This window comes from Saonia flava (genome assembly GCF_011927795.1).
Lineage (GTDB): Bacteria > Bacteroidota > Bacteroidia > Flavobacteriales > Flavobacteriaceae > Saonia > Saonia flava.
Genome location: NZ_JAATJJ010000001.1, coordinates 1,845,059 through 1,864,780, shown reverse-complemented (window position 1 = coordinate 1,864,780; position 19,722 = coordinate 1,845,059). Strand labels below are relative to the sequence as shown.

At 36.1% G+C, this 19,722-nt stretch carries 22 protein-coding genes; 9 read left to right on the top strand and 13 right to left on the bottom strand.

Going from position 1 to position 19,722, the window contains the following annotated elements; translation table 11 throughout:
• The first annotated feature begins 550 nt into the window (after positions 1-550).
• Complete coding sequence (locus GGR42_RS08150) at positions 551-2,764, top strand: TonB-dependent receptor (RefSeq protein ID WP_167962694.1); 2,214 nt, start codon at positions 551-553, stop codon at positions 2,762-2,764.
• Positions 2,765-2,813: 49 nt separating this feature from the next.
• Here GGR42_RS08150 and GGR42_RS08145 read toward each other — a convergent pair whose 3' ends face one another.
• Both GGR42_RS08145 and GGR42_RS08140 read right to left on the bottom strand, forming a co-directional pair.
• A complete protein-coding gene (locus GGR42_RS08145; protein WP_167962692.1) occupies positions 2,814-3,800 on the bottom strand; it encodes an aldo/keto reductase in 987 nt (328 codons plus the stop codon).
• 21 nt (positions 3,801-3,821) lie between these two features.
• The gene (locus GGR42_RS08140) at positions 3,822-4,259 is read right to left on the bottom strand and encodes a Rieske (2Fe-2S) protein (RefSeq protein ID WP_167962690.1); all 438 of its coding nucleotides are present in this window, start codon (positions 4,257-4,259) and stop codon (positions 3,822-3,824) included.
• Between the two features lie 111 nt (positions 4,260-4,370).
• Here GGR42_RS08140 and greA point away from each other — a divergent pair, with 111 nt between their 5' ends.
• The 4 genes from greA to GGR42_RS08120 all read left to right on the top strand — a co-directional run bounded on the left by greA (position 4,371) and on the right by GGR42_RS08120 (position 6,298).
• Complete coding sequence (gene greA, locus GGR42_RS08135; RefSeq protein WP_167962688.1) at positions 4,371-4,847, top strand: transcription elongation factor GreA; 477 nt, start codon at positions 4,371-4,373, stop codon at positions 4,845-4,847.
• A gap of 95 nt (positions 4,848-4,942) precedes the next feature.
• Positions 4,943-5,197: an autorepressor SdpR family transcription factor gene (locus tag GGR42_RS08130; protein ID WP_167962686.1), complete on the top strand. Its 255-nt coding sequence runs from the start codon at positions 4,943-4,945 to the stop codon at positions 5,195-5,197.
• 4 nt (positions 5,198-5,201) lie between these two features.
• Positions 5,202-5,849, top strand: a complete 648-nt coding sequence (locus tag GGR42_RS08125; RefSeq protein WP_167962684.1) for an SdpI family protein — start codon at positions 5,202-5,204, stop codon at positions 5,847-5,849.
• Positions 5,850-5,905: 56 nt separating this feature from the next.
• On the top strand, positions 5,906-6,298 hold the full coding sequence (locus GGR42_RS08120) for an HIT family protein (RefSeq protein ID WP_167962682.1): 393 nt from the start codon (positions 5,906-5,908) through the stop codon (positions 6,296-6,298).
• Here GGR42_RS08120 and GGR42_RS08115 read toward each other — a convergent pair.
• Together GGR42_RS08115 and GGR42_RS08110 are read right to left on the bottom strand one after the other, a co-directional pair.
• A complete protein-coding gene (locus GGR42_RS08115; protein ID WP_167962680.1) occupies positions 6,291-6,641 on the bottom strand; it encodes a hypothetical protein in 351 nt (116 codons plus the stop codon). The genes GGR42_RS08120 and GGR42_RS08115 overlap by 8 nt on opposite strands.
• Positions 6,642-6,644: 3 nt before the next feature.
• Positions 6,645-7,793 (bottom strand): sensor histidine kinase, encoded by a 1,149-nt coding sequence (locus GGR42_RS08110; RefSeq protein WP_167962678.1) that lies wholly within the window; start codon positions 7,791-7,793, stop codon positions 6,645-6,647.
• 159 nt (positions 7,794-7,952) lie between these two features.
• Here GGR42_RS08110 and GGR42_RS08105 point away from each other — a divergent pair, with 159 nt between their 5' ends.
• The 3 genes from GGR42_RS08105 to aat all read left to right on the top strand — a co-directional run bounded on the left by GGR42_RS08105 (position 7,953) and on the right by aat (position 9,907).
• Positions 7,953-8,756: a class I SAM-dependent methyltransferase gene (locus tag GGR42_RS08105; RefSeq protein WP_167962676.1), complete on the top strand. Its 804-nt coding sequence runs from the start codon at positions 7,953-7,955 to the stop codon at positions 8,754-8,756.
• Between the two features lie 31 nt (positions 8,757-8,787).
• Entirely contained in the window at positions 8,788-9,168 is a 381-nt protein-coding gene (locus GGR42_RS08100; RefSeq protein WP_167962674.1) for a DUF3127 domain-containing protein, read from the top strand.
• Positions 9,169-9,265: 97 nt separating this feature from the next.
• Positions 9,266-9,907 (top strand): leucyl/phenylalanyl-tRNA--protein transferase, encoded by a 642-nt coding sequence (aat, locus tag GGR42_RS08095; RefSeq protein WP_167964419.1) that lies wholly within the window; start codon positions 9,266-9,268, stop codon positions 9,905-9,907.
• On the opposite strand, the gene GGR42_RS08090 is transcribed toward aat, so the two are convergent.
• From GGR42_RS08090 to GGR42_RS08050, 9 genes are all read right to left on the bottom strand, one after another.
• Positions 9,902-10,930: a tetratricopeptide repeat protein gene (locus tag GGR42_RS08090; protein ID WP_167962672.1), complete on the bottom strand. Its 1,029-nt coding sequence runs from the start codon at positions 10,928-10,930 to the stop codon at positions 9,902-9,904. The genes aat and GGR42_RS08090 overlap by 6 nt on opposite strands.
• 63 nt (positions 10,931-10,993) lie before the next feature.
• Positions 10,994-11,557, bottom strand: coding sequence for a DNA-3-methyladenine glycosylase I (locus GGR42_RS08085; RefSeq protein WP_167962670.1), 564 nt, complete (start codon positions 11,555-11,557; stop codon positions 10,994-10,996).
• Positions 11,558-11,620: 63 nt separating this feature from the next.
• Positions 11,621-12,352, bottom strand: a complete 732-nt coding sequence (locus GGR42_RS08080; RefSeq protein WP_167962668.1) for a hypothetical protein — start codon at positions 12,350-12,352, stop codon at positions 11,621-11,623.
• A gap of 64 nt (positions 12,353-12,416) precedes the next feature.
• Complete coding sequence (gene truB, locus GGR42_RS08075) at positions 12,417-13,127, bottom strand: tRNA pseudouridine(55) synthase TruB (protein ID WP_167962666.1); 711 nt, start codon at positions 13,125-13,127, stop codon at positions 12,417-12,419.
• 10 nt (positions 13,128-13,137) lie between these two features.
• Positions 13,138-13,473, bottom strand: coding sequence for a n-acetylglutamate synthase (locus tag GGR42_RS08070; RefSeq protein ID WP_167962664.1), 336 nt, complete (start codon positions 13,471-13,473; stop codon positions 13,138-13,140).
• A 33-nt stretch (positions 13,474-13,506) separates the two neighbouring features.
• A complete protein-coding gene (locus GGR42_RS08065; RefSeq protein ID WP_167962662.1) occupies positions 13,507-14,301 on the bottom strand; it encodes an undecaprenyl-diphosphate phosphatase in 795 nt (264 codons plus the stop codon).
• The gene (locus GGR42_RS08060) at positions 14,302-14,565 is read right to left on the bottom strand and encodes a DUF3098 domain-containing protein (RefSeq protein ID WP_167962660.1); all 264 of its coding nucleotides are present in this window, start codon (positions 14,563-14,565) and stop codon (positions 14,302-14,304) included.
• Positions 14,566-14,574: 9 nt separating this feature from the next.
• Positions 14,575-15,453, bottom strand: coding sequence for a cell division protein FtsX (locus GGR42_RS08055; RefSeq protein WP_167962658.1), 879 nt, complete (start codon positions 15,451-15,453; stop codon positions 14,575-14,577).
• Between the two features lie 68 nt (positions 15,454-15,521).
• Positions 15,522-16,595 carry a DinB family protein gene (locus tag GGR42_RS08050; protein ID WP_167962656.1) on the bottom strand — a complete coding sequence of 358 codons (1,074 nt, stop codon included), beginning with the start codon at positions 16,593-16,595 and terminating at the stop codon, positions 15,522-15,524.
• A gap of 205 nt (positions 16,596-16,800) precedes the next feature.
• On the opposite strand from GGR42_RS08050, the gene GGR42_RS08045 reads away from it, so the two are divergent.
• Positions 16,801-19,701, top strand: coding sequence for a leucine--tRNA ligase (locus GGR42_RS08045; protein ID WP_167962653.1), 2,901 nt, complete (start codon positions 16,801-16,803; stop codon positions 19,699-19,701).
• Positions 19,702-19,722 lie beyond the last annotated feature (21 nt).

The following is a 19,722-nucleotide window of genomic DNA, read 5'->3' as shown; positions in this document are numbered from 1 at the left end:
AAAAGTGACCAATTTAAAAAAGGTGTGTCTTAATAAATGAAGCATCAATATAATGATGTGAATAATTTTATTCTTTAAGGATGTATAATTTTAAGATTGAGAAATATTTTAACCCTTTGATATTTAGTTTGTTGAGTATCACAATCTTCTTTGTGATAATGTTATTCATATATTAAATAATAATTTCTCTGTAGACTAAAATAATGGAGTTCGTATAAATATATCAAGGTTAGGAAAAGATTGAGCTTGTAGTTAATTACAAACAAAATCATATTTCCTAGATTGGTTGGTTTGGTTGGAAAGGCTGCTTCGGCAGCCTTTTTTTGTGTTCTTTTTCTTTTTTTATTGTACAGTTTAACTCTTCCAAGTATCTTTGCCCCCATCTCAAAGGGGTGCTGTAAAAAGCTGAGATTATACCCAATGAACCTGGGCAGGTAATGCTGCCAAGGGAGGCGAAAGCCGTTTTTTGGAATTTCTATGCTTCATAGTGGAGCAAAAATCAATCTTTAACCAAGAATAATAGCCCCTTTTATTCGTAACAACATTACGAATGAAAACTATTTTCACAACATTGGCCGTTTTTGGCCTGACCATGGGCATATCTGCCCAAGACCAACAATCAGATTCTATTGTGGGCAAAACCATTGTACTGGACGAGGCATTGATTTCCGGAGTGCGGGTGACCAAAGAATCACCAGTTACTTTTTCTAACCTTAAAAAAGAAGAATTTGCAAGTCGAAATTTAGGACAGGATATTCCTATTCTTATGAATTTTTTACCAGGAGTGGTAACTACAACAGATGCGGGAGCTGGAATAGGTTATACCGGAATTCGGGTTAGGGGTAGTGATGCCACCCGCGTCAACGTAACTATTAATGGAATTCCATATAACGATGCGGAATCACAGGGCACATTTTGGGTCAATATGCCGGATTTTGCTTCTTCTACTGAAAGTTTACAATTGCAACGTGGTGTGGGAACTTCAACGAATGGGGCAGGTGCTTTTGGTGCCAGTCTTAATGTATTGACTGATGCTGTATCTGATGAGGCCTATGCCCAGGTATCCTCTTCAATAGGAAGCTTTAATACGCTTAAAAACAATGTTAAATTCAGTACGGGATTATTAAATGACCATATTGAAATTTCTGGGCGTTTATCCAAAATTAAGTCTGATGGATATATAGATAGGGCATCTTCAAATTTGGAATCTTATTTTTTACAAGGAGCCTACAAAGATGATAATACCTTAATTAAGGCATTGCTTTTTGGGGGGCATGAAATTACATATCAAGCCTGGTACGGAACGCCATTAGTAAGAATAAAAAATGATGAGGCTGGAGTAGAACAATTTATAGCAGACAATTTTCTTTCTGATGCCGAGGCGGAGAACCTACGTAATTCAGATAGGAGGTATAATTATTACACGTATGAAAATGAGGAAGATAATTACAAGCAAGACCATGCACAGTTACTTTGGAACGAAAAAATTTCAGAAAATTGGAGCACTAATATTGCTGTACATTATACAAATGGAAGAGGTTATTTTGAACAATATAGGGTGGAAGATGATTTTGCCACCTATGATTTTGCTCCAATAACTATTAATGGGGAAGAAGTTAATACAACAGATTTAATTCGTCGTAGATGGTTGGATAATGACTTTTATGGCACTGTTTTCTCTGCAAATTATACCAATGAAAAGCTGAACCTTATTTTTGGTGGAGGATGGAACACCTACGAGGGAGCTCATTTTGGAGAGGTTATTTGGGCGCGCTACGCCGGAAACGGTGAAATTAGGGATAGGTATTATGATGATGACTCCAAGAAAACGGATTTTAACCTATACACCAAAGCAAATTATAAATTGGATGGACAGTGGAGTCTTTTTGGGGACCTTCAATATAGAACAGTAGGGTATAGTGCTAATGGAGATGAAACAGGTTTAGTAGATGATACCTTTAATTTTTTTAATCCAAAGGCGGGTATAACTTTTGACGCCAATAAAAACAACAATTTCTATTTTTCATATGCTGTAGCCAATAGGGAACCCAATAGAAATGATTATGAAAGTGGCAACCCTAAATCAGAAAAATTAAATGATTTTGAGCTGGGCTGGCGTTATGTTTCTTCCGATACACAAATAAACACTAATGTTTATTATATGAACTATAAAGACCAGTTAGTTTTAACGGGTGAGTTAAATGATGTTGGCGCACCACTTAGGGCAAATGTGGGAGATAGTTATAGAATGGGTTTGGAAGTTGATGCCAATATAAATTTGGGGGACAAGTTTATATTGAAACCTAATGTTGCTTTAAGTACAAATAAGAATAAAGATTTTGTTTTTCAAAGAGATGGGGTGCTTCAAAATTTAGGAAATACCAATATTTCTTTTTCACCAAGTTTTGTTGCTGGGAATATGTTAAGCTATTTGCCTTCTCCAAACTTACAATTTTCTTTGTTTAGTAAATTTGTGGGTAAACAATATATGGGGAATATAGATTCTGAAGGCTCGGTATTGGATGCTTATTCCCAAACCGACCTTAACATTCAGTATGTAATTGAAACGAATTCCTTTATTAAGAACATTGTGCTTTCTGGATTGGTCAACAACATATTAAACAAAGAATATATCTCGAATGGATATTTTTATACGTTTGATGATACATGGTCAGACCCTAATGCTACAACAACAATTGAAGGAGCGGGTTATTATCCGCAAGCTGGAACCAATTTTTTGTTGGGAGCAACCATAAATTTTTAAAATAAGTGTTTAATTAAAAGTGGCCTCACAGTTTTGTGGGGCTATTTTTTTACCACAATTGATGTACATAAGGCTTAATATGTTTTTTATAAATAGCATCAATTGCTCGGTTTTGTTCCTTGGTCAATGAACCTAAATCCATTGCCGTACTATTAGAGAGTAAATGTTCTTTTCTAGATGCACCAGGGATAATACAACTTATTTCTGGGTGGTTTAGAATCCATCTTAAGGCAAATGGGGCAAGATTTTGAGTATTTGGAAATACAACTTTAAGTTCTTCAACAGCTTTTAATCCTATTTCATAGGGAATACCAGAAAAGGTTTCCCCTTTGTCAAAAGCAGCTCCTTCACGGTTAAAAAATCGGTGATCATCTTTTTCAAACTGAGTATCTGCTGAAAATTTTCCGGTAAGCAACCCACTTGCGAGAGGTACTCTAACAATAATGCCCACATCTTTTTTCTTAGCTTCCTCGAAGAATTTTTCTGAGGGACGTTGACGGAACATGTTAAAGATGATTTGTACAGTGGTAACGTTAGAGAATTCCATTCCTTTTAGGGCTTCTTCAACTTTTTCCACACTTATGCCTAAGTTTTTTATTTTCCCTTCATTCTTAAGTCTGTCAAATAGCTCAAAGATTTCCGGACGATAATAAACTTCTGTTGGCGGACAATGTAATTGAATAAGGTCCAAGCATTCCAATCCTGTATTTTTAAGACTATCCTCTACATATTGGCGTAATACCTTTGGAGTATAATTTTCATTAATATGAGGATTTATTTGTCGTCCACACTTAGTCGCCACGAAAACTTCTTCGCTTCTGGAACGTACAACCCTACCAACAGCGGCTTCACTTAAACCAGCTTCGTAAACATCGGCAGTATCAATAAAATTAATACCAGAATCTATAGCTTCATTGATTATTTTTTCAGCCAAAATATCATCAAAACCAGAGCCCCATTTTCCGCCTACTTGCCAAGTCCCAAGGGATATTTCTGACACATTAAAATTTGTTTTGCCTAGTTTTCTATAATTCATTAGTAAGGTTGTTTTTTTTGTTTAGTTGGAAATGGTAACCACACTGCCACTAAAAGTTGTATGATATTCCAACATATCATAATATCGATTACCATCATCAGGACGGTTCAATTGCTGGCCCGTGAAAAGACTATATTCATACTCATCACAACCGCAAATTGCAGTTTGGCCATTAAGCTCCATTGTAGAACATGAATTGGGTGCATGATTGGGACAACTGGCCTCAAAAGCCCTAAATACATTAAAGCCTGTATTAATTACAAAAACCCCACGTGTGCCCACGGTTTGATTACCAATATAAACTGCATTTCCGGTATTGGTCAACGGACTGTAAAGAGGGAGGTTGAGGTTCGCGTCAAACCTAAAACCTATTTCTTGTAAATAGGGATTTCGATTGGTCCTATCACTATTACAAGATAGTAGAATAAGTCCAAATAAAATACTCCAAAAACCCCTCATTCAGTGGATTGTAATTGATTAGTTAACTGCAAATTTGAACAAAAAATATGTATATTTGTTCGAAATCCTCTACAAAAAGGGGATTTTTTGTATTTATAAAACTAGGAGGCTATGAGTAACATATCTTATTATACGGTAGAGGGGTTACAGAAATTGAAAGATGAGTTGAATCACCTTAAAGATATTGAGCGTCCAAAAGCATCGCAGGCCATTGCGGAAGCAAGGGACAAAGGAGATTTGTCTGAAAATGCAGAATATGATGCTGCCAAGGAAGCTCAGGGGTTATTGGAACTTAGGATATCCAAAATGGAAGAGACATTCGCCAATGCCCGTTTGATTGATGAATCCCAATTGGACACATCCAAAGTATTGGTGTTGTCCACGGTAAAATTAAAAAACCAGGCCAATGGTATGGAAATGAAATATACTTTGGTGGCCGAAAGTGAGGCGGATTTAAAAACTGGAAAAATATCGGTAACTTCTCCTATAGGAAAGGGATTATTGGGAAAAAGCGTAGGTGATGTTGCAGAAGTTCAGGTGCCCAACGGAATAATTAAATTCGAAATTTTGGAGATTACTAGGAATTAAAGGCTTATTAAACAAATAGTTAAAACCTGATGTTAGTCAGGTTTTTTTTGTGGTTAAAAATATTATTTAGATATTTGTCTAAATATATAATCATTTTGAATAATATTTTTAAAGCACTAAATGACAAGACTCGAAGGGATATTTTACTTCTTTTAAAAGAAAAGAATATGGTCGCAGGTGATATTGCCGACCATTTTAATATTTCGAAGCCAAGTATTTCCCATCATTTGGATATTCTCAAAAGGGCTGACTTGGTCACTAGTGAAAAAAAGGGACAGTTTATCATATACTCTATAAATACAACTATTATTGAAGATTTGTTACAATGGATCATAACCTTAAAAAAATAGCCAAATGCGAACTACTTTAAAAAAAGAACTGCCAATAATCATAATATTAATCCTACCCTTTATTTATCTGGCCTATGTATGGAATTCCCTACCAGAAAGGGTTCCTATGCATTGGAACATTAATGGCGATGTTGATCGTTGGGGAGATAAAATGGAATTGGTAAGCCTCCCTTTTTTATTACCTGTTTTAGTTTACATCATCTTTTTATTTGTGCCAAAAATTGATCCTAAGAAAAAAATTCAGAAAATGGGAAACAAGTTTCAGCAGCTCAAATTTATTCTGGTACTCTTTATGTCTGCCTTGGCCATTTTGATTATTTATTCAGCAAAAAATCAATCTTTTACCAATATAAATTATGTTTTTGTATTAATTGGACTTTTGATTACCACATTGGGGAACTATTTCAAAACGTTACAGCCAAATTACTTCATTGGCATAAGAACACCTTGGACATTAGAGAATGAAACTGTTTGGAACGATACCCATAAACTTGGAGGGGTTCTTTGGTTTGTAGGGGGATTGTTAATGATTATTTCATGCTTCTTGTTAAAAGGGACAGCACTTATGAGTGTTTTCTTTGGAACAGTTGCTGTCATTATCATTGTGCCATTGGTATACTCATATCTAAAGTTTAAGTCTTTAAAAGAGTAATTTGCATGTTTCAATCTGTCGTTTTCGTATATTTATCAATATATAAAGCGTAGTATATGCCAAGTATTTTCACCAAAATCATTAATGGAGATATTCCATGTTATAAAATAGCTGAGGATAATAATTTTCTTGCCTTTTTGGACATAAATCCAAATGCCAAAGGACACACTTTGTGTATTCCAAAAAAGGAAGTGGACAAAATTTTTGACTTGGATGAAAAAACCTATATGGGTCTTATGGCATTTTCCAGAAAAGTGGGAAAAGCAATAGAACAGGCCATAGACTGCAAACGAGTGGGCATTACTGTCATTGGGTTGGAAGTTCCCCATGTGCATGTGCATTTAATTCCCTTACACACCATGAAAAATGCAACCTTTCAATATAAAGAATCACTTAGTTCAGGGGAATTTGAAACTATTGCAGAAAAGATTCGGTCTAAACTTAAATAAGGCCTTCCAAATAAGCATATACCCCTGCTACGATTAAGGAAATCACCAGCAAGATTAGAATATAGAACAGGGTGGTATATTGTACCGATTTTTTCTTGGGCTCCACCATTTTTTGATAATAATCAAAACTACGCTCTATATCTTCTGTCCATTTTACGGGATAGATAACAGAACTACATTTATTACATTTAATTTGGTTGGAAACTTCCCCCGTGACCTTGTGGTAGAATTTAGTGTATCTATGTTTTTGATAAAAAGAAAGTTTTATATCCTGATTAAAACACTCAGGACAATTGTTTGTCAGATCTGCCTCTTTTATTACTTCTAACTTTTCTTTCGCCATGGCCTAAGTATTAGTTTTTAAAGATATTTGCATAATGGTACCTTCTTTGCTAGATGAAAGTACTTTTACCCTACCCTTGTGGTATTCTTCCACAATTCTTTTTACTAATGACAATCCAAGCCCCCAGCCTCTTTTTTTGGAGGTGAAACCAGGATTAAAAATAGTATGGAAGTCATTTTTTGGAATCCCGTGTCCAGTATCCGACACAAGAATATTTACATGATTGCCTTCAGGAACAATCTCTATGGAAATGCTACCTTTTCCCTTCATGGCATCAATACCATTTTTGACCAAATTCTCAATGGTCCAATTGTAAAGGGATTGATTAAGCAAAACAGGCATTTTTTTTATCTTGGAATCAAAAGAGAACTGTATAAGCTTGGAACTCCTCAATCTTAAATAATCATATGCTTTTTGGGTTTCTTCAACAATATCATGTTCCTCCAATTTGGGTAAGGAACCAATTTTGGAAAAACGTTCGGTAATGGTTTGCAATCTGGAAATGTCTTTTTCGATTTCAATGGTAATGTCCGGGTTTATATTTTCTGTTTTCAGCATTTCGTTCCACCCCAAAAGGGAAGAAAGGGGCGTTCCTATTTGATGTGCAGTTTCCTTTGCCATGCCCGCCCAGAGCTTATTTTGCTCAGATGCCTTATTGGTCTTAAAAAGGAAGTAAATCACGGTTCCAAATAGTAGAATAATCAACAAAAGAGCTATGGGGTAATATTTAAGTTTGTTAAGAACTTCAGAGTTTCCGTAGTATAAGGTAGCCAACTGCTCTTGGTTGTCCTCAATAATGATGGGTTTGTTCTCACTGGCAAATTTCTTCATTATTTTTTCTATTTCCCCTTTTTCCTGCAAGATTTCCTGGGGCATATTGTTCACCCTAATAGAACCATCTTTATTGACCAATATCATAGGGGTAGAGGTATTGCTTTGAAACACTTTTAAGGTAAGGTTTCCCAACTCCGTGGTGGCAGAGGATTGTAATAGTTCGGATTGGGCAGTGGCCCATATCTCCATTTTATAACGCTCTTCTTCTTTAAATTTTCTAAAAAAACTATTGGTATTCCATAGAATAAGGCTAACAATAGCAAAACCTGCTATCAATAAAATAAAATTTGAAGTTTTCTTTTTTGGATTAAAGTTCATCCGGTTAGTAATTAATACTAAATATAACTTAAATTGCCCAAAGATGTTGTGTTTAACAATAAGTCAAGGGTTTTATTTACCCTACAATTTCCTTACATTTGTCACCCTGTATTTCAAGTTTTTTTGAGTGCTTTTTTAGGCATATTGCTTTAATTTTAAATGAAAAGAATCCAACTATTTGAGTTTGAAGATTACGATTGGTTTCCCACATGGTTGCGTACCTGTATGACCAATTTGATAAACGTACTGCACAAGTTGCTGGGTGTTAGTGATGTTTTGGCCAATTTGGTGGCACAGGCACTTATTAAAAGTAATGCAAAGCAGATTGTTGATTTGGGGTCGGGCGCTGGTGGTGCTATGCCAGAGGTGATGAAAATACTCCATGGCTATGATAGGTACAAGGACGTAAATTTGATAATGACAGATCTGTATCCAGATGATGAGATGGTCGCTAAATTCAATTCACAATATAATCCAAGCATTAAATACCATAAATCCCCAGTGGATGCCACTGATATAGCAAATACACCTGAGGGATTAAAGACGATGGTGAACAGTTTTCATCATATGAACCCTGAAAATGCCAAAGAAATATTGAAGTCGGCACAAGAAAATAAACAACCGTTGTTAATTTATGAAATGGGACAGAACAATATACCCCTATTAATGTGGTGGTTGTTATTACCAATTTCTTTGGCAGTAATGATGCTTATGGTACTTTTCATGACCCCTTTTGTTAAACCGCTTACATGGAGGCAATTGGTATTTACGTATCTTATCCCAATTATCCCCATTTGTTATGCATGGGACGGACAAGCGTCTTTGCCAAGAATGTATACTTTAAAGGATATGGATGTGCTTTTGGAAGGATTGGAAACAGAGAATTATACATGGGAAAAAGCTATAATGTATAGAAAAAAAGGAAAAAAACTGGGAACTTATGTAATGGGCCTTCCCAAATAAATAGAGAATAAATAAAAAGAAACAATAGAGAATGGAAGTACAGGGAAAAATAAAGATGTTGGATGAAACCAAGACTTTTGGTAATAATGGTTTTAGAAAAAGAGAGATTGTTGTAACTACGGACGAGCAGTATCCACAACATATTTTGGTTGAGTTTATACAGGATAAATGTGATTTGTTAAACAGTTATGCTGTTGGTCAAGATGTAAAAATAAGTATCAACTTAAGAGGTAGAGAATGGGTAAACCCACAAGGGGAAACCCGGTATTTTAATTCTATCCAAGGATGGAGAATAGAAAGCCTACAATCTAATACAGGTGCTAGTGGCGAAATACCACCGGTGCCCCCTATGGATGCTTTTGAACCTGCGGAAGATTTAAATGAGGAAGATCATGATGATTTGCCTTTCTAAAAGTTAAAAATGAATAATTAATGATGAATCCCATAGGTTAATACTTGTGGGATTTTATTTTTAAATAATAGTAGTGAACAAAGAGGGGGATACACCTATTTATTTCTTGTCCAATGACTTGGAATTTCCACCTGTGGAAAATGCCAATAAAGAGGGTCTGTTGGCCGTTGGTGGCAATCTATCCACAGAACGATTGATTTTGGCCTATAAAAATGGGATTTTTCCATGGTTTAATGAGGGCTCCATGATTCTCTGGTGGAGTCCCGACCCTAGAATGGTGCTTTTTCCATCCAAGTTAAAAGTTTCCAAAAGCATGAGGAAAGTGGTTGCCAGTAATCAGTTTAGGTTAACCAAAAACACTTGTTTTGAAAGGGTGATAGACCATTGCAAAACTATAAAAAGAGATGGTCAAGATGGAACTTGGATAACCATGGATATGAAAAACGCATATATGGAACTTCATAAAATGGGGATTGCCACATCTTATGAGGTATGGGAAAATAATGACTTGGTCGGCGGACTATATGGAATAGATTTGGGCCATGTTTTTTGCGGAGAAAGTATGTTTAGCCTAAAAAGTAATGCTTCTAAGTTTGCATTTATAAGAATGACCCAGGAGTTAAATGCAAAAGATTATAAATTAATAGATTGCCAAGTGCATACGGAACATTTGGAGAGTTTGGGCGCCGAAGAGATTCCGAGAGCGGAGTTTATTTCTTTTTTAATGGGAAATCTATAGAACAATTACTTTTGTAACAATTTCTGTAGGGTCGGAATTTGTTGTTGAAACCTGAATATAACCGTCCTCTATTATTTCTATAATTTTACAAGTTAAAATCATTTTTGGTAATTCCGAACTACTAGAATTTAATAAATCTTTAATAGGTTTTAGCTGGTATGTACAATCATCAATCCAAGTAACTTTAAGTTTTAGTTTGTACCCATGCTCTTTATTCTCCTCAATCTGATATTTTTTTGTTCGAGTTATCAATGTTTCACCACTCCAATCATCGACAGTCTTAAATGACCCAACTTTAACAGAAGAACAATTGTTTGTTTGTGAAGCGCATTTCTGACTTAGCTCATTTCTATAAGACTCGGTAATGTTGCCATTTCCTAACCTATCGGAGATTCCCAAAAATCTTTTGGCCTCTTGGCAGTTTTTTTTATTTAAATAACATATGGAAAGCTTGTATGATGCATTTGGGTTTTTGGGGTTTGCTTGGTAGGCAGAAGTAAGTTTTTCAATGGCATCCTCAAGTTTGGAGTGCGCCTTTTTTGAATCAGTTTGTATATAATTATAAAATTCACCTAAGTAAGTTGTGCCATAGTCAATAAGAATATTATCATTATTTGAATCAATTTCCAACCCTGTGGTGTATTGATTTCTTGACTCTTCGTATTGTCCAAAGGCCATATATATGGCACCATAGCCCCAATAGATGTTAGAGTTTTTATTGTCAAGTAAATAAGCCTGATTAAAACGGGACATAGCAGTTTTTAAATCACCTCGATATAAGTATTTGAACCCTAAATCTACCATGTGATTTGATGCGCTCAACTTAGTGTCAAATTCCATCATTATATTATTTATAAACTCCTTGTCAAATTCTTTTTCTTCCTTAGATTTTTCAATCATTCCGTATTTTGGAAGAAGTCGCTTATTTGTTTCTGATTCTTTTTTCCAATCTTCAAATGTTGTTGTTTGTCCAAAGGAAAATATGGAAAGTACAAGAAGTGCTAAGGTAATTTGGATTTTCATTCTTTTTATCTATGGTATATAACGAACGCTCTTTTTAAGCTTTTAATATAGTATATCAATTATTTAAACCTCATTATACCTAAAACAACCAACTTCATGGTCGTTTACCATTCCAGTGGCCTGCATATGCGCATAGACCACTGTGCTGCCCACAAATTTAAATCCCCGTTTTTTAAGGTCTTTGCTTAACGCATCAGAAAGTGGCGTATTGCCAGGGGCTTCCTTATAGTTCTTAAAACTATTTTTTATGGGTTTGTCATTTACAAAGTCCCAAATATATTTGCTAAAAGTTCCAAACTCTTCTTGTACTTTTATAAATGCCTGTGCATTGGAAACCGTGGCCCTTACCTTTAGTTTATTTCTGATAATGCCTTCATCTTGTAATAAGGCTTCAATTTTGGTTTCATCATAAGAAGCTATTTTTTTATAATCAAAATAATCAAAGGCATTTCTAAAATTTTCACGTTTGCGAAGAACGGTAATCCAACTAAGACCGGCCTGGAAAGTTTCAAGAATCAAAAACTCAAATATTGTATTGTCATCTTTAACAGGAACACCCCATTCGTTATCATGATAGGCTTCATAGAGGTCATCACCTACACACCAACCGCATTTATGTTTTTCCATAGAATTTAAATCTTTTGTTTAAAGATATGGGAATAATGGGAAAACAAAGTGAGGTTAAAAAGACTATTTACTCTGAAAAATATAGGTAATGGTCCCTACTTGTTCTGGTTTAGTGGAATCTCCACTGAAACGGGCTTTTAATGCATATGCTATAGCATTATCTACTAAACATCCATTGGAAGTGCCAGAACTTTTTTCATTAAAATTAGCATCAAGTACCTGCCCTAGGGCATTCACATGAATATTTATGACCACTTTGCCACCTTCTATACAAGTGTAGATAGGAGGTGGTAAAGCATAGGCATTTCGTTCTACCAAAGAATAGGATACTGAGGTTCTTCTTTCCGCCAGATTATTGGTAAATTCTTGTTTTTGCGCCTCTCTTTCTCCTAGAAGCTGTTTGGTTTCTTCCCTTCTTTTTGCAAGCTCTTTTACCTTGGCCGCATAGTCGGAATCCATTTCAGAAAATTCATCAGATTCATTAGGATTCTCATCGGCCTCTTTTTCTGCTAGAATCTCGTCCAAGGTTTTTAAAGGTTCTGGTGCGCCATAACTGGGCTTGGCGGTTTCATTAAAGGCCATATGGCTTTTAATGGGGTCGTTCTGGGCCAGTTCTTCAGATAATTTCTCCTCTTCTTTTATAATTTCTTCCAGTTCCTCATCAGACAATAACTCAATAACATATTCATCCTCCTTTTCCTGACCTCCTAAGTGAATGTTGTACAAAGACAATACCACAAGGGTCATGGAGAAGAATGTTATTAAAAAAGATAACTGACTTCGGTTTAAGTTCATAAGTGCTATTATAACCGTTTTTTCTAAAAAATATTTTAAAAAAGTCCTAAAAGAAAAAGAAAAATTACTTTTCTGATGACTCTCCCATCAGCAGTGTTTTTTCAAAACCTTCAGGTGTTAGCCCTTTATTTACGTTAAAATCCCCTATTTTGGTTCTTCTCAACTCGGATAGATGTCCTCCAGAGCCCAATGCCTTTCCAAAATCGTGAGCCAATGAGCGTATGTAGGTTCCCTTGCTACAAACCACTCTAAATGTTATTTTAGGAAGTTCAATTTTGGTGATTTCGAACTCAGAAACCTCAATAATTCTAGATTTTATTGTTACTTCTTCTCCTGCTCTAGCATATTCATACAATCGTTTTCCATCTTTTTTTAGGGCGGAAAAAACTGGGGGTACTTGTTCGATTTCTCCAACAAATTTTTCTGTAGTTTTAAGAATGAGCTCAGGGGTAATATGTTCTACAGGAAATTTTTGATCAATTTCCGTTTCCAGATCATAAGAAGGGGTTGTGGCACCAAGTGTAATGGTTCCTGTATACTCTTTTGTCTGTCCTTGTAGTTCTGGAATTTTTTTAGTGAATTTCCCAGTACATAAAATCAGTAACCCAGTGGCCAATGGATCCAATGTGCCGGCGTGGCCAACTTTTATTTTTTTAAGGTCATACTTTTGGCGAATTATCCATCGAACTTTATTCACCACTTGAAAAGAAGTCCAGCCCAAGGGTTTGTCTATAAGTACTATTTGCCCTGTTAAGTATTCTTCTTTAGTTTTCAAGTAAGGTGTTTTATAGTTCAATTAAGGTTGATTCTCCCTTGGATTTATCACCAGAAGTCCACTGCCATTTTTCATGCAACCTAATTTTGCCGTCATTGCCAATTTCTGGTGTGGAAATACATTTCCCTGTCATTAATTCACCGTTAGTATTTATTTGATGATATCGTATATCAATAACTCCATTGTCATTCACCAAACCAATAAGATGTCCTTTAACAATTTGTCCACCACTATATTCTGAAGTCACAATAGCACCCTCTTGTTTATATTGAAAAATGGTTTCGGCCGACACCTCTGCGTTTTCGGATGTTTTTAGCGCTCTAAATTTTTTATTGTTGTAATTCATATGAAATACTGGTTGTTGAACTAGAATATAGAACTAACCAAAATAGCTGTATCCAATGGCAATTAAACCAACTACCAAACAGTAAATGGCAAAGTAAGAAAGTTTACTTTTCTTTACCAATTGGATCATCCATGTGCATGCAACCAATCCTGCAATAAAAGCGGCGACAAAACCTGCACCCATGGCGACGGATTGTCCACTTTCCATAGTAAGATCGCCACTGAAAATATCCTTCGCAATTTTTCCAAAAATCAAAGGGACCACCATTAAAAATGAAAATCGGGCTGCTTTGGTTTTATCCACACCCAATAAAACCGATGTGGAAATGGTTGCCCCACTTCGGGAAATACCGGGCAGCATGGCAATGGCCTGCGAAATGCCTATTAGAAAGGCATTCTTAAAACTTACTTTTTTATTGGTGTCCTTGGCCTTGTCCGCAAAGTACAAAAGTACAGCGGTAATGATTAGCATGAAGCCCACAAACCTAATATCACCTCCAAAAAACGCTTCTAATTGTTCCTCAAAAAAAAGACCAATTAACACGGCGGGAATCATGGAAATAATAATTTTCATGGAAAACTGCATTTCTTCGTTCCACTTAAATTGAAAAAGCCCACGGATAATTTCCCAAACGTCCTTTCTAAAGACCACCAAAGTGCTCAGTGCTGTAGCAAAATGTAAAACTACTGTAAAAAGGAGGCTTTCTTCGGGAACAGAACTATCGCCTAAAATGGCTTTTCCCAATTCTAAATGTCCACTGGATGATACGGGTAAAAATTCGGTCAGTCCTTGTATAATTCCAAGGATGATGGCGTCTATAATGTCCAATTATTTTTTCTTCTTGTGCGGATTCAACAAAATGGCATATACTTCTATTCCCAAACCTATCAATACTAAGGTAGGTGCCAATCTAATTCTTCTAAAACTATAAATATCCGGATTGAACACATTTGGGTCATCACTTCCGCCGCCACTCATCAAAATAAATCCAAGTGCAATAAAGGCTATGCCTATAAACATGAAAGTATAGTTCTTTTTTTGGAAAATAAACTCAGATTTAGGCTCTTGAATGTTTTTATTCTTTTTACTCATGCTACAAATTTAGTAATAAAGATCATCAGTCCTTAAATTAAGGAAACGTTGTGTGGCAAAATAGGTGCTAATTAAAGAAATCAAAAGCCCTAAAACAAAAACCCCAACAAAAAGAATCGTTAAAGTTGTAAGATCTTGGAACAGATTAAGCTCCGGGAAATTTTTATCAATGTAAACTAGTACGATTGCCAAACCTAAAAGGGCCAAAAATGCGCCCAACATGCCCAATTTAATATTGTTCCATATAAAAGGGCGACGAATAAAGGTTTTGGTGGCACCCACCATTTGCATGGTCTTTATAATAAATCGTTTGGAATAAATGGACAATCGAATAGAACTGTTTATTAATAAAACGGCAATAAAAGTAAAAATGGCACTGGCGACCAAAATCCAAAACCCAATTCTTTTTACATTGTCAGTCAATAAGGCAATAAGAGGTTTGTCATAACTTACCTCGTCCACATAAGCCTTGGAAGATAGGTCAGCGGCAATTTCCTCTATTTGTTCTGGAGAAACAAAATCTGCATTAAGGTTTATATCAATGGAATTTTTTAAGGGATTATAACCTAAAAAATCTAAAAAATTCTCTCCAATTTCCTCGCTATGCTTTTCAGCCGCATCTTCTTTAGATACGTAGGTGGCAGTTTTAGTATAATCTGCCATGGCCAAGCTTTTTTGGAGTTGGTCCACTTCTACTTCTTTTGCATTGTCCTTTAAAAAGACAGATATGGTTATCTGTTCCTTAAAATGGTCCGCCATTTTTTTGGTGTTTAATACCAAAAGACCAAGAACACCCAGTAAAAAAAGCACTAAAGCAATACTCAACACTACGGAGAAGTAGGAGGAGATTAACTTTCGTTTTTGGTAACGTTCAAACGATTTGCTCATAAGAAATAATCAGTGATCAAAGTTAAAAAGAATAAATAAGAGGAATACCAGTCTGTAAACAAACAAATCTAGTCTTTTACTCCTACTTTAATTTCTGGTTCTTTTGGGAATTCTGGGATTCTTTTTCGCATTAGTAAAATTTGGCCTAGGTGACTGGATTGATGTTCCATGACATGGAACCAATAGAAATAATTGTTGACATCCGATCCGGGGGGTACATGGGCCAGCCACCCATCGTCTCTTTTTTTAAGCTCTTCAACAGTTTTTGCCCTAACCTTTTTCCATAAATCAAAATAAAATTGAGTACTATATCCTTTAATGTTTTTTCTTCCTTCTTCACCTAGATTCATACCGGCATCCCAGTTAATGGTTTCATCTTTATAACTAACATCTTTTCCAAAAGAATAAGATTGGTAGTATACTTCTGTAGCTATTAAGTGCATGACCAAGGCACCTATTGAATTTGCTTTTTCGTCCATTAAATAATCTAGCTCATTTTGGTCAAGATTTGTGACAATTCTTTCAACCCTGGCGCTTAGATTGTTGAGCATTGTAACCAATGTTCCCATTTGTGGAGAAAACCCCTCTATAGGCCCAATGATACCTGTAGTGTCCCTAATAACACCGTTGCCTTCTATCAATAGTGAATATTTTCCATCAACTTTGTCTTCATTATTAAGGGACAGGCTATATTCTTTAATTCTAACAGGTTCAGAAATTGTAATTCCCTCTACCCAGGAAAAACCTTCATTGTTGGATAATTTTTCTTCAAAACTTGCATTTTTTATTTCCAACTTTTCAAATTCACCATTTGAGTTTTCTGTAGAAACCTCAAAATTGTCGAAAAAGAATTTGCCGTTATTAATGCATAGGCCTCCAAAATTTAGAACTTTAGAATTTTCATTTATTTCACCTTCTATTATATATGTATCCCACTTATCAGTGATAATGGGTCTATCACTCATATTGTCAAAAAAACCGGATTCTCCGTTTTTTGTATCTACTCTTACCCAAATTCCAGACCAACCACTTTCATTTTCAACTTCCGTTTTGGCAGAAGCAGTTACTCTAAATTTAATAGGTCTATCGGTAGAAACTTCAAGAGATTGAACAAATGAGGTCCAATCTCTTGAAGTTTCCATTTGTCCAAAGGATGAAAAGCAAACAAAACTAAGCAGTATAGTAAAATAGAAATTGATTTTAGAAAAGAGCATAAAAGAATAAATAAAGTGTTTATAAAGTGAAGATACCAATTATTGCTTTGATTTTTGTAGATTCTATAAAGAACAATGGCTTTCCCCTTTCATGGATTAAACTTATTTTTGCGGACTAGAAGAAATACATAAGATGAACTACAATTTCCAAGAAATTGAAGCCAAGTGGCAAAAATATTGGGCCGATAATCAAACTTTTAAAGCAGAAAACAAGTCCGCAAAACCAAAATTCTATGCGTTGGATATGTTTCCTTACCCATCGGGTGCAGGTTTGCATGTAGGGCATCCCTTAGGATATATTGCCAGCGATATCTATGCTCGCTATAAAAGACACAAAGGGTTTAATGTATTGCATCCGCAGGGGTACGATAGTTTTGGTCTGCCTGCTGAACAATATGCCATACAGACAGGACAGCACCCGGCAATTACTACCGAAGAAAATATAAAGACCTATAGAAGGCAATTGGACCAGTTGGGTTTTTCTTTTGATTGGAGTCGAGAGGTGAGAACATCTGACCCCAAATATTATAAATGGACACAGTGGGTTTTTACCCAATTGTTCAATTCTTGGTATAATAAAGGGACTGATAAAGCAGAAGATATTGAAAGCCTAATTTCCATTTTTGAAAAAGAGGGAAATAAAAATGTGAATGCCTTGTGCGATGAGGATATAGTTATCTTTTCTTCTGATGATTGGGAAAATTATACCAGCAAACAAAAGCAGGAAATATTACTAAAATATAGGCTGACTTATCTAGCGGAAACTGAAGTAAACTGGTGTCCGGCATTGGGGACAGTTTTAGCAAACGATGAAATTGTAAATGGAGTTTCAGAACGCGGTGGACATCCTGTAGTTCGTAAAAAAATGACACAATGGAGCATGCGGATTACCGCCTATGCACAACGACTTTTAGATGGCCTTAAAGGCCTGGACTGGCCACAACCTCTTAAAGATTCCCAAACCAATTGGATTGGCCGTTCGGAAGGAGCTTCAGTTGGTTTCAATGTCATTTCGAGCGATAACGAGAAATCTTATAAAATAGAAGTTTTTACCACTCGTCCAGATACTATTTTTGGAGTTTCTTTTATGACTTTGGCTCCTGAGCATGATTTGGTATCCAAAATAACCACTCCAGAACAAAAAGCTGAAGTGGATGCCTATATAGAAGCCACAGCAAAACGTTCGGAAAGAGACCGTATGGCGGACGTAAAGACCATTTCTGGCGCTTTTACAGGCGCTTTTGCAGAGCACCCTTTTACGAAAGAGCCTATTCCTATTTGGATTGGGGATTATGTATTGGCAGGCTATGGAACTGGTGCTGTAATGTCCGTTCCCTGTGGTGACCAGCGCGATTATGATTTTGCAAAACATTTTAAGATTGATATCCCAAATATTTTTGAGGGAGTTGATATTTCTGAGGAAGCTTTTGCTGATAAGGAAAAAACCATTATTGCCAATTCTGACTTTTTAAATGGATTGAGCTATAAAGAAGCTACCCGGAAAATTATTGATGCCTTGGAAGAAATAGGGCAGGGAAAAGGAAAGATAAATTACCGATTGCGAGATGCTGTTTTTAGTCGTCAGCGTTATTGGGGAGAACCTTTCCCAGTGTATTATGTGGATGGAATGCCGCAAATGATTGCAAAAGAACATTTGCCTATTGAATTGCCCGAGGTTGAAAAATATCTTCCTACGGAGACCGGCGAACCTCCTTTGGGAAATGCCACCCACTGGGCTTGGAATACGGTTACTAATAATGTTGTGAGTAACAGTGAGATAAATAATGCCACAGTGTGGCCCTTGGAACTTAACACCATGCCAGGTTGGGCAGGGAGTTCCCAGTATTTTAATAGATACATGGACCCGCATAACGAGGAAGAAATATTCTCCCAAGAAGCCATTAACTATTGGCAAGATGTGGACTTGTACATTGGCGGTAGCGAGCATGCCACAGGCCATTTGCTGTATTCCCGTTTTTGGCAAAAGTTTATGTTTGATAAAGGCTTGGTGTCTAAAGACGAGTTTGCTAAAAAATTAATCAATCAGGGGATGATTACTGGAACAAGTGCACTTCTTTATCGAATTACTCAAAGACCTGATGTTTTTGTCTCAAAGGAATTAGTTGAGGATTATTTAAATGAGGAAGCTAGCAATAATATTTTTGAGCAAATACAGGAATTGTCTGGTGTTTCAAAAGAAAATCTTTCATTCGATAAAATTCATGTTGATGTTAGTTTAGTTAATACATCAGATGAATTGGATATAAATGAATTTAGAAAATGGCAATTGGAATTTTTGCATGCAAAGTTTTTACCCCATAATGGACCTGTAAAAGTACTTCGTGAGGTAGAAAAAATGTCCAAATCAAAATACAATGTGGTAAATCCAGATGCCATTTGTGAGGAGTATGGAGCAGATTCCTTGCGTTTGTATGAGATGTTCTTGGGGCCTTTGGAGCAATCCAAGCCATGGAACACCGCTGGGATTACTGGGGTTCATAGTTTCCTTAAAAAATTATGGCGTTTGTATTTTGATAATGATGGTGCAAAATTCGAAGATGTAGAGCCCACAAAGGACAACTTAAAGACGTTGCACAAGACCATTAAAAAAGTGGAGGAGGATATAGAGAATTTCTCTTTTAACACCTCGGTGTCCACTTTTATGATCTGTGTCAATGAGCTTTCGTCTCAAAAATGTACCAGCAAAACAATTTTAGAGCCTTTGGCCATTTTGGTATCGCCCTATGCACCACATATTGCTGAGGAATTGTGGAATATATTAGGCCATACAGAATCTATTGCTACGGCTCCCTTCCCAAAATTTGAGGAAAAGTATTTGGTGGAGAGCAGTAAGGAGTATCCTATTTCCTTTAATGGAAAAATGCGCTTTAAGCTAGAGCTTCCATTGGATATGTCCAAAGACGATATAGAGGCTGCGGTAATGGCGCATGAGAAAACCCAAGCACAATTACAGGGTAGAGCACCAAAAAAGGTAATCGTGGTTCCTGGAAAGATTGTAAACATTGTTGGCTAAATATGCCTTGTTTGTTTATGT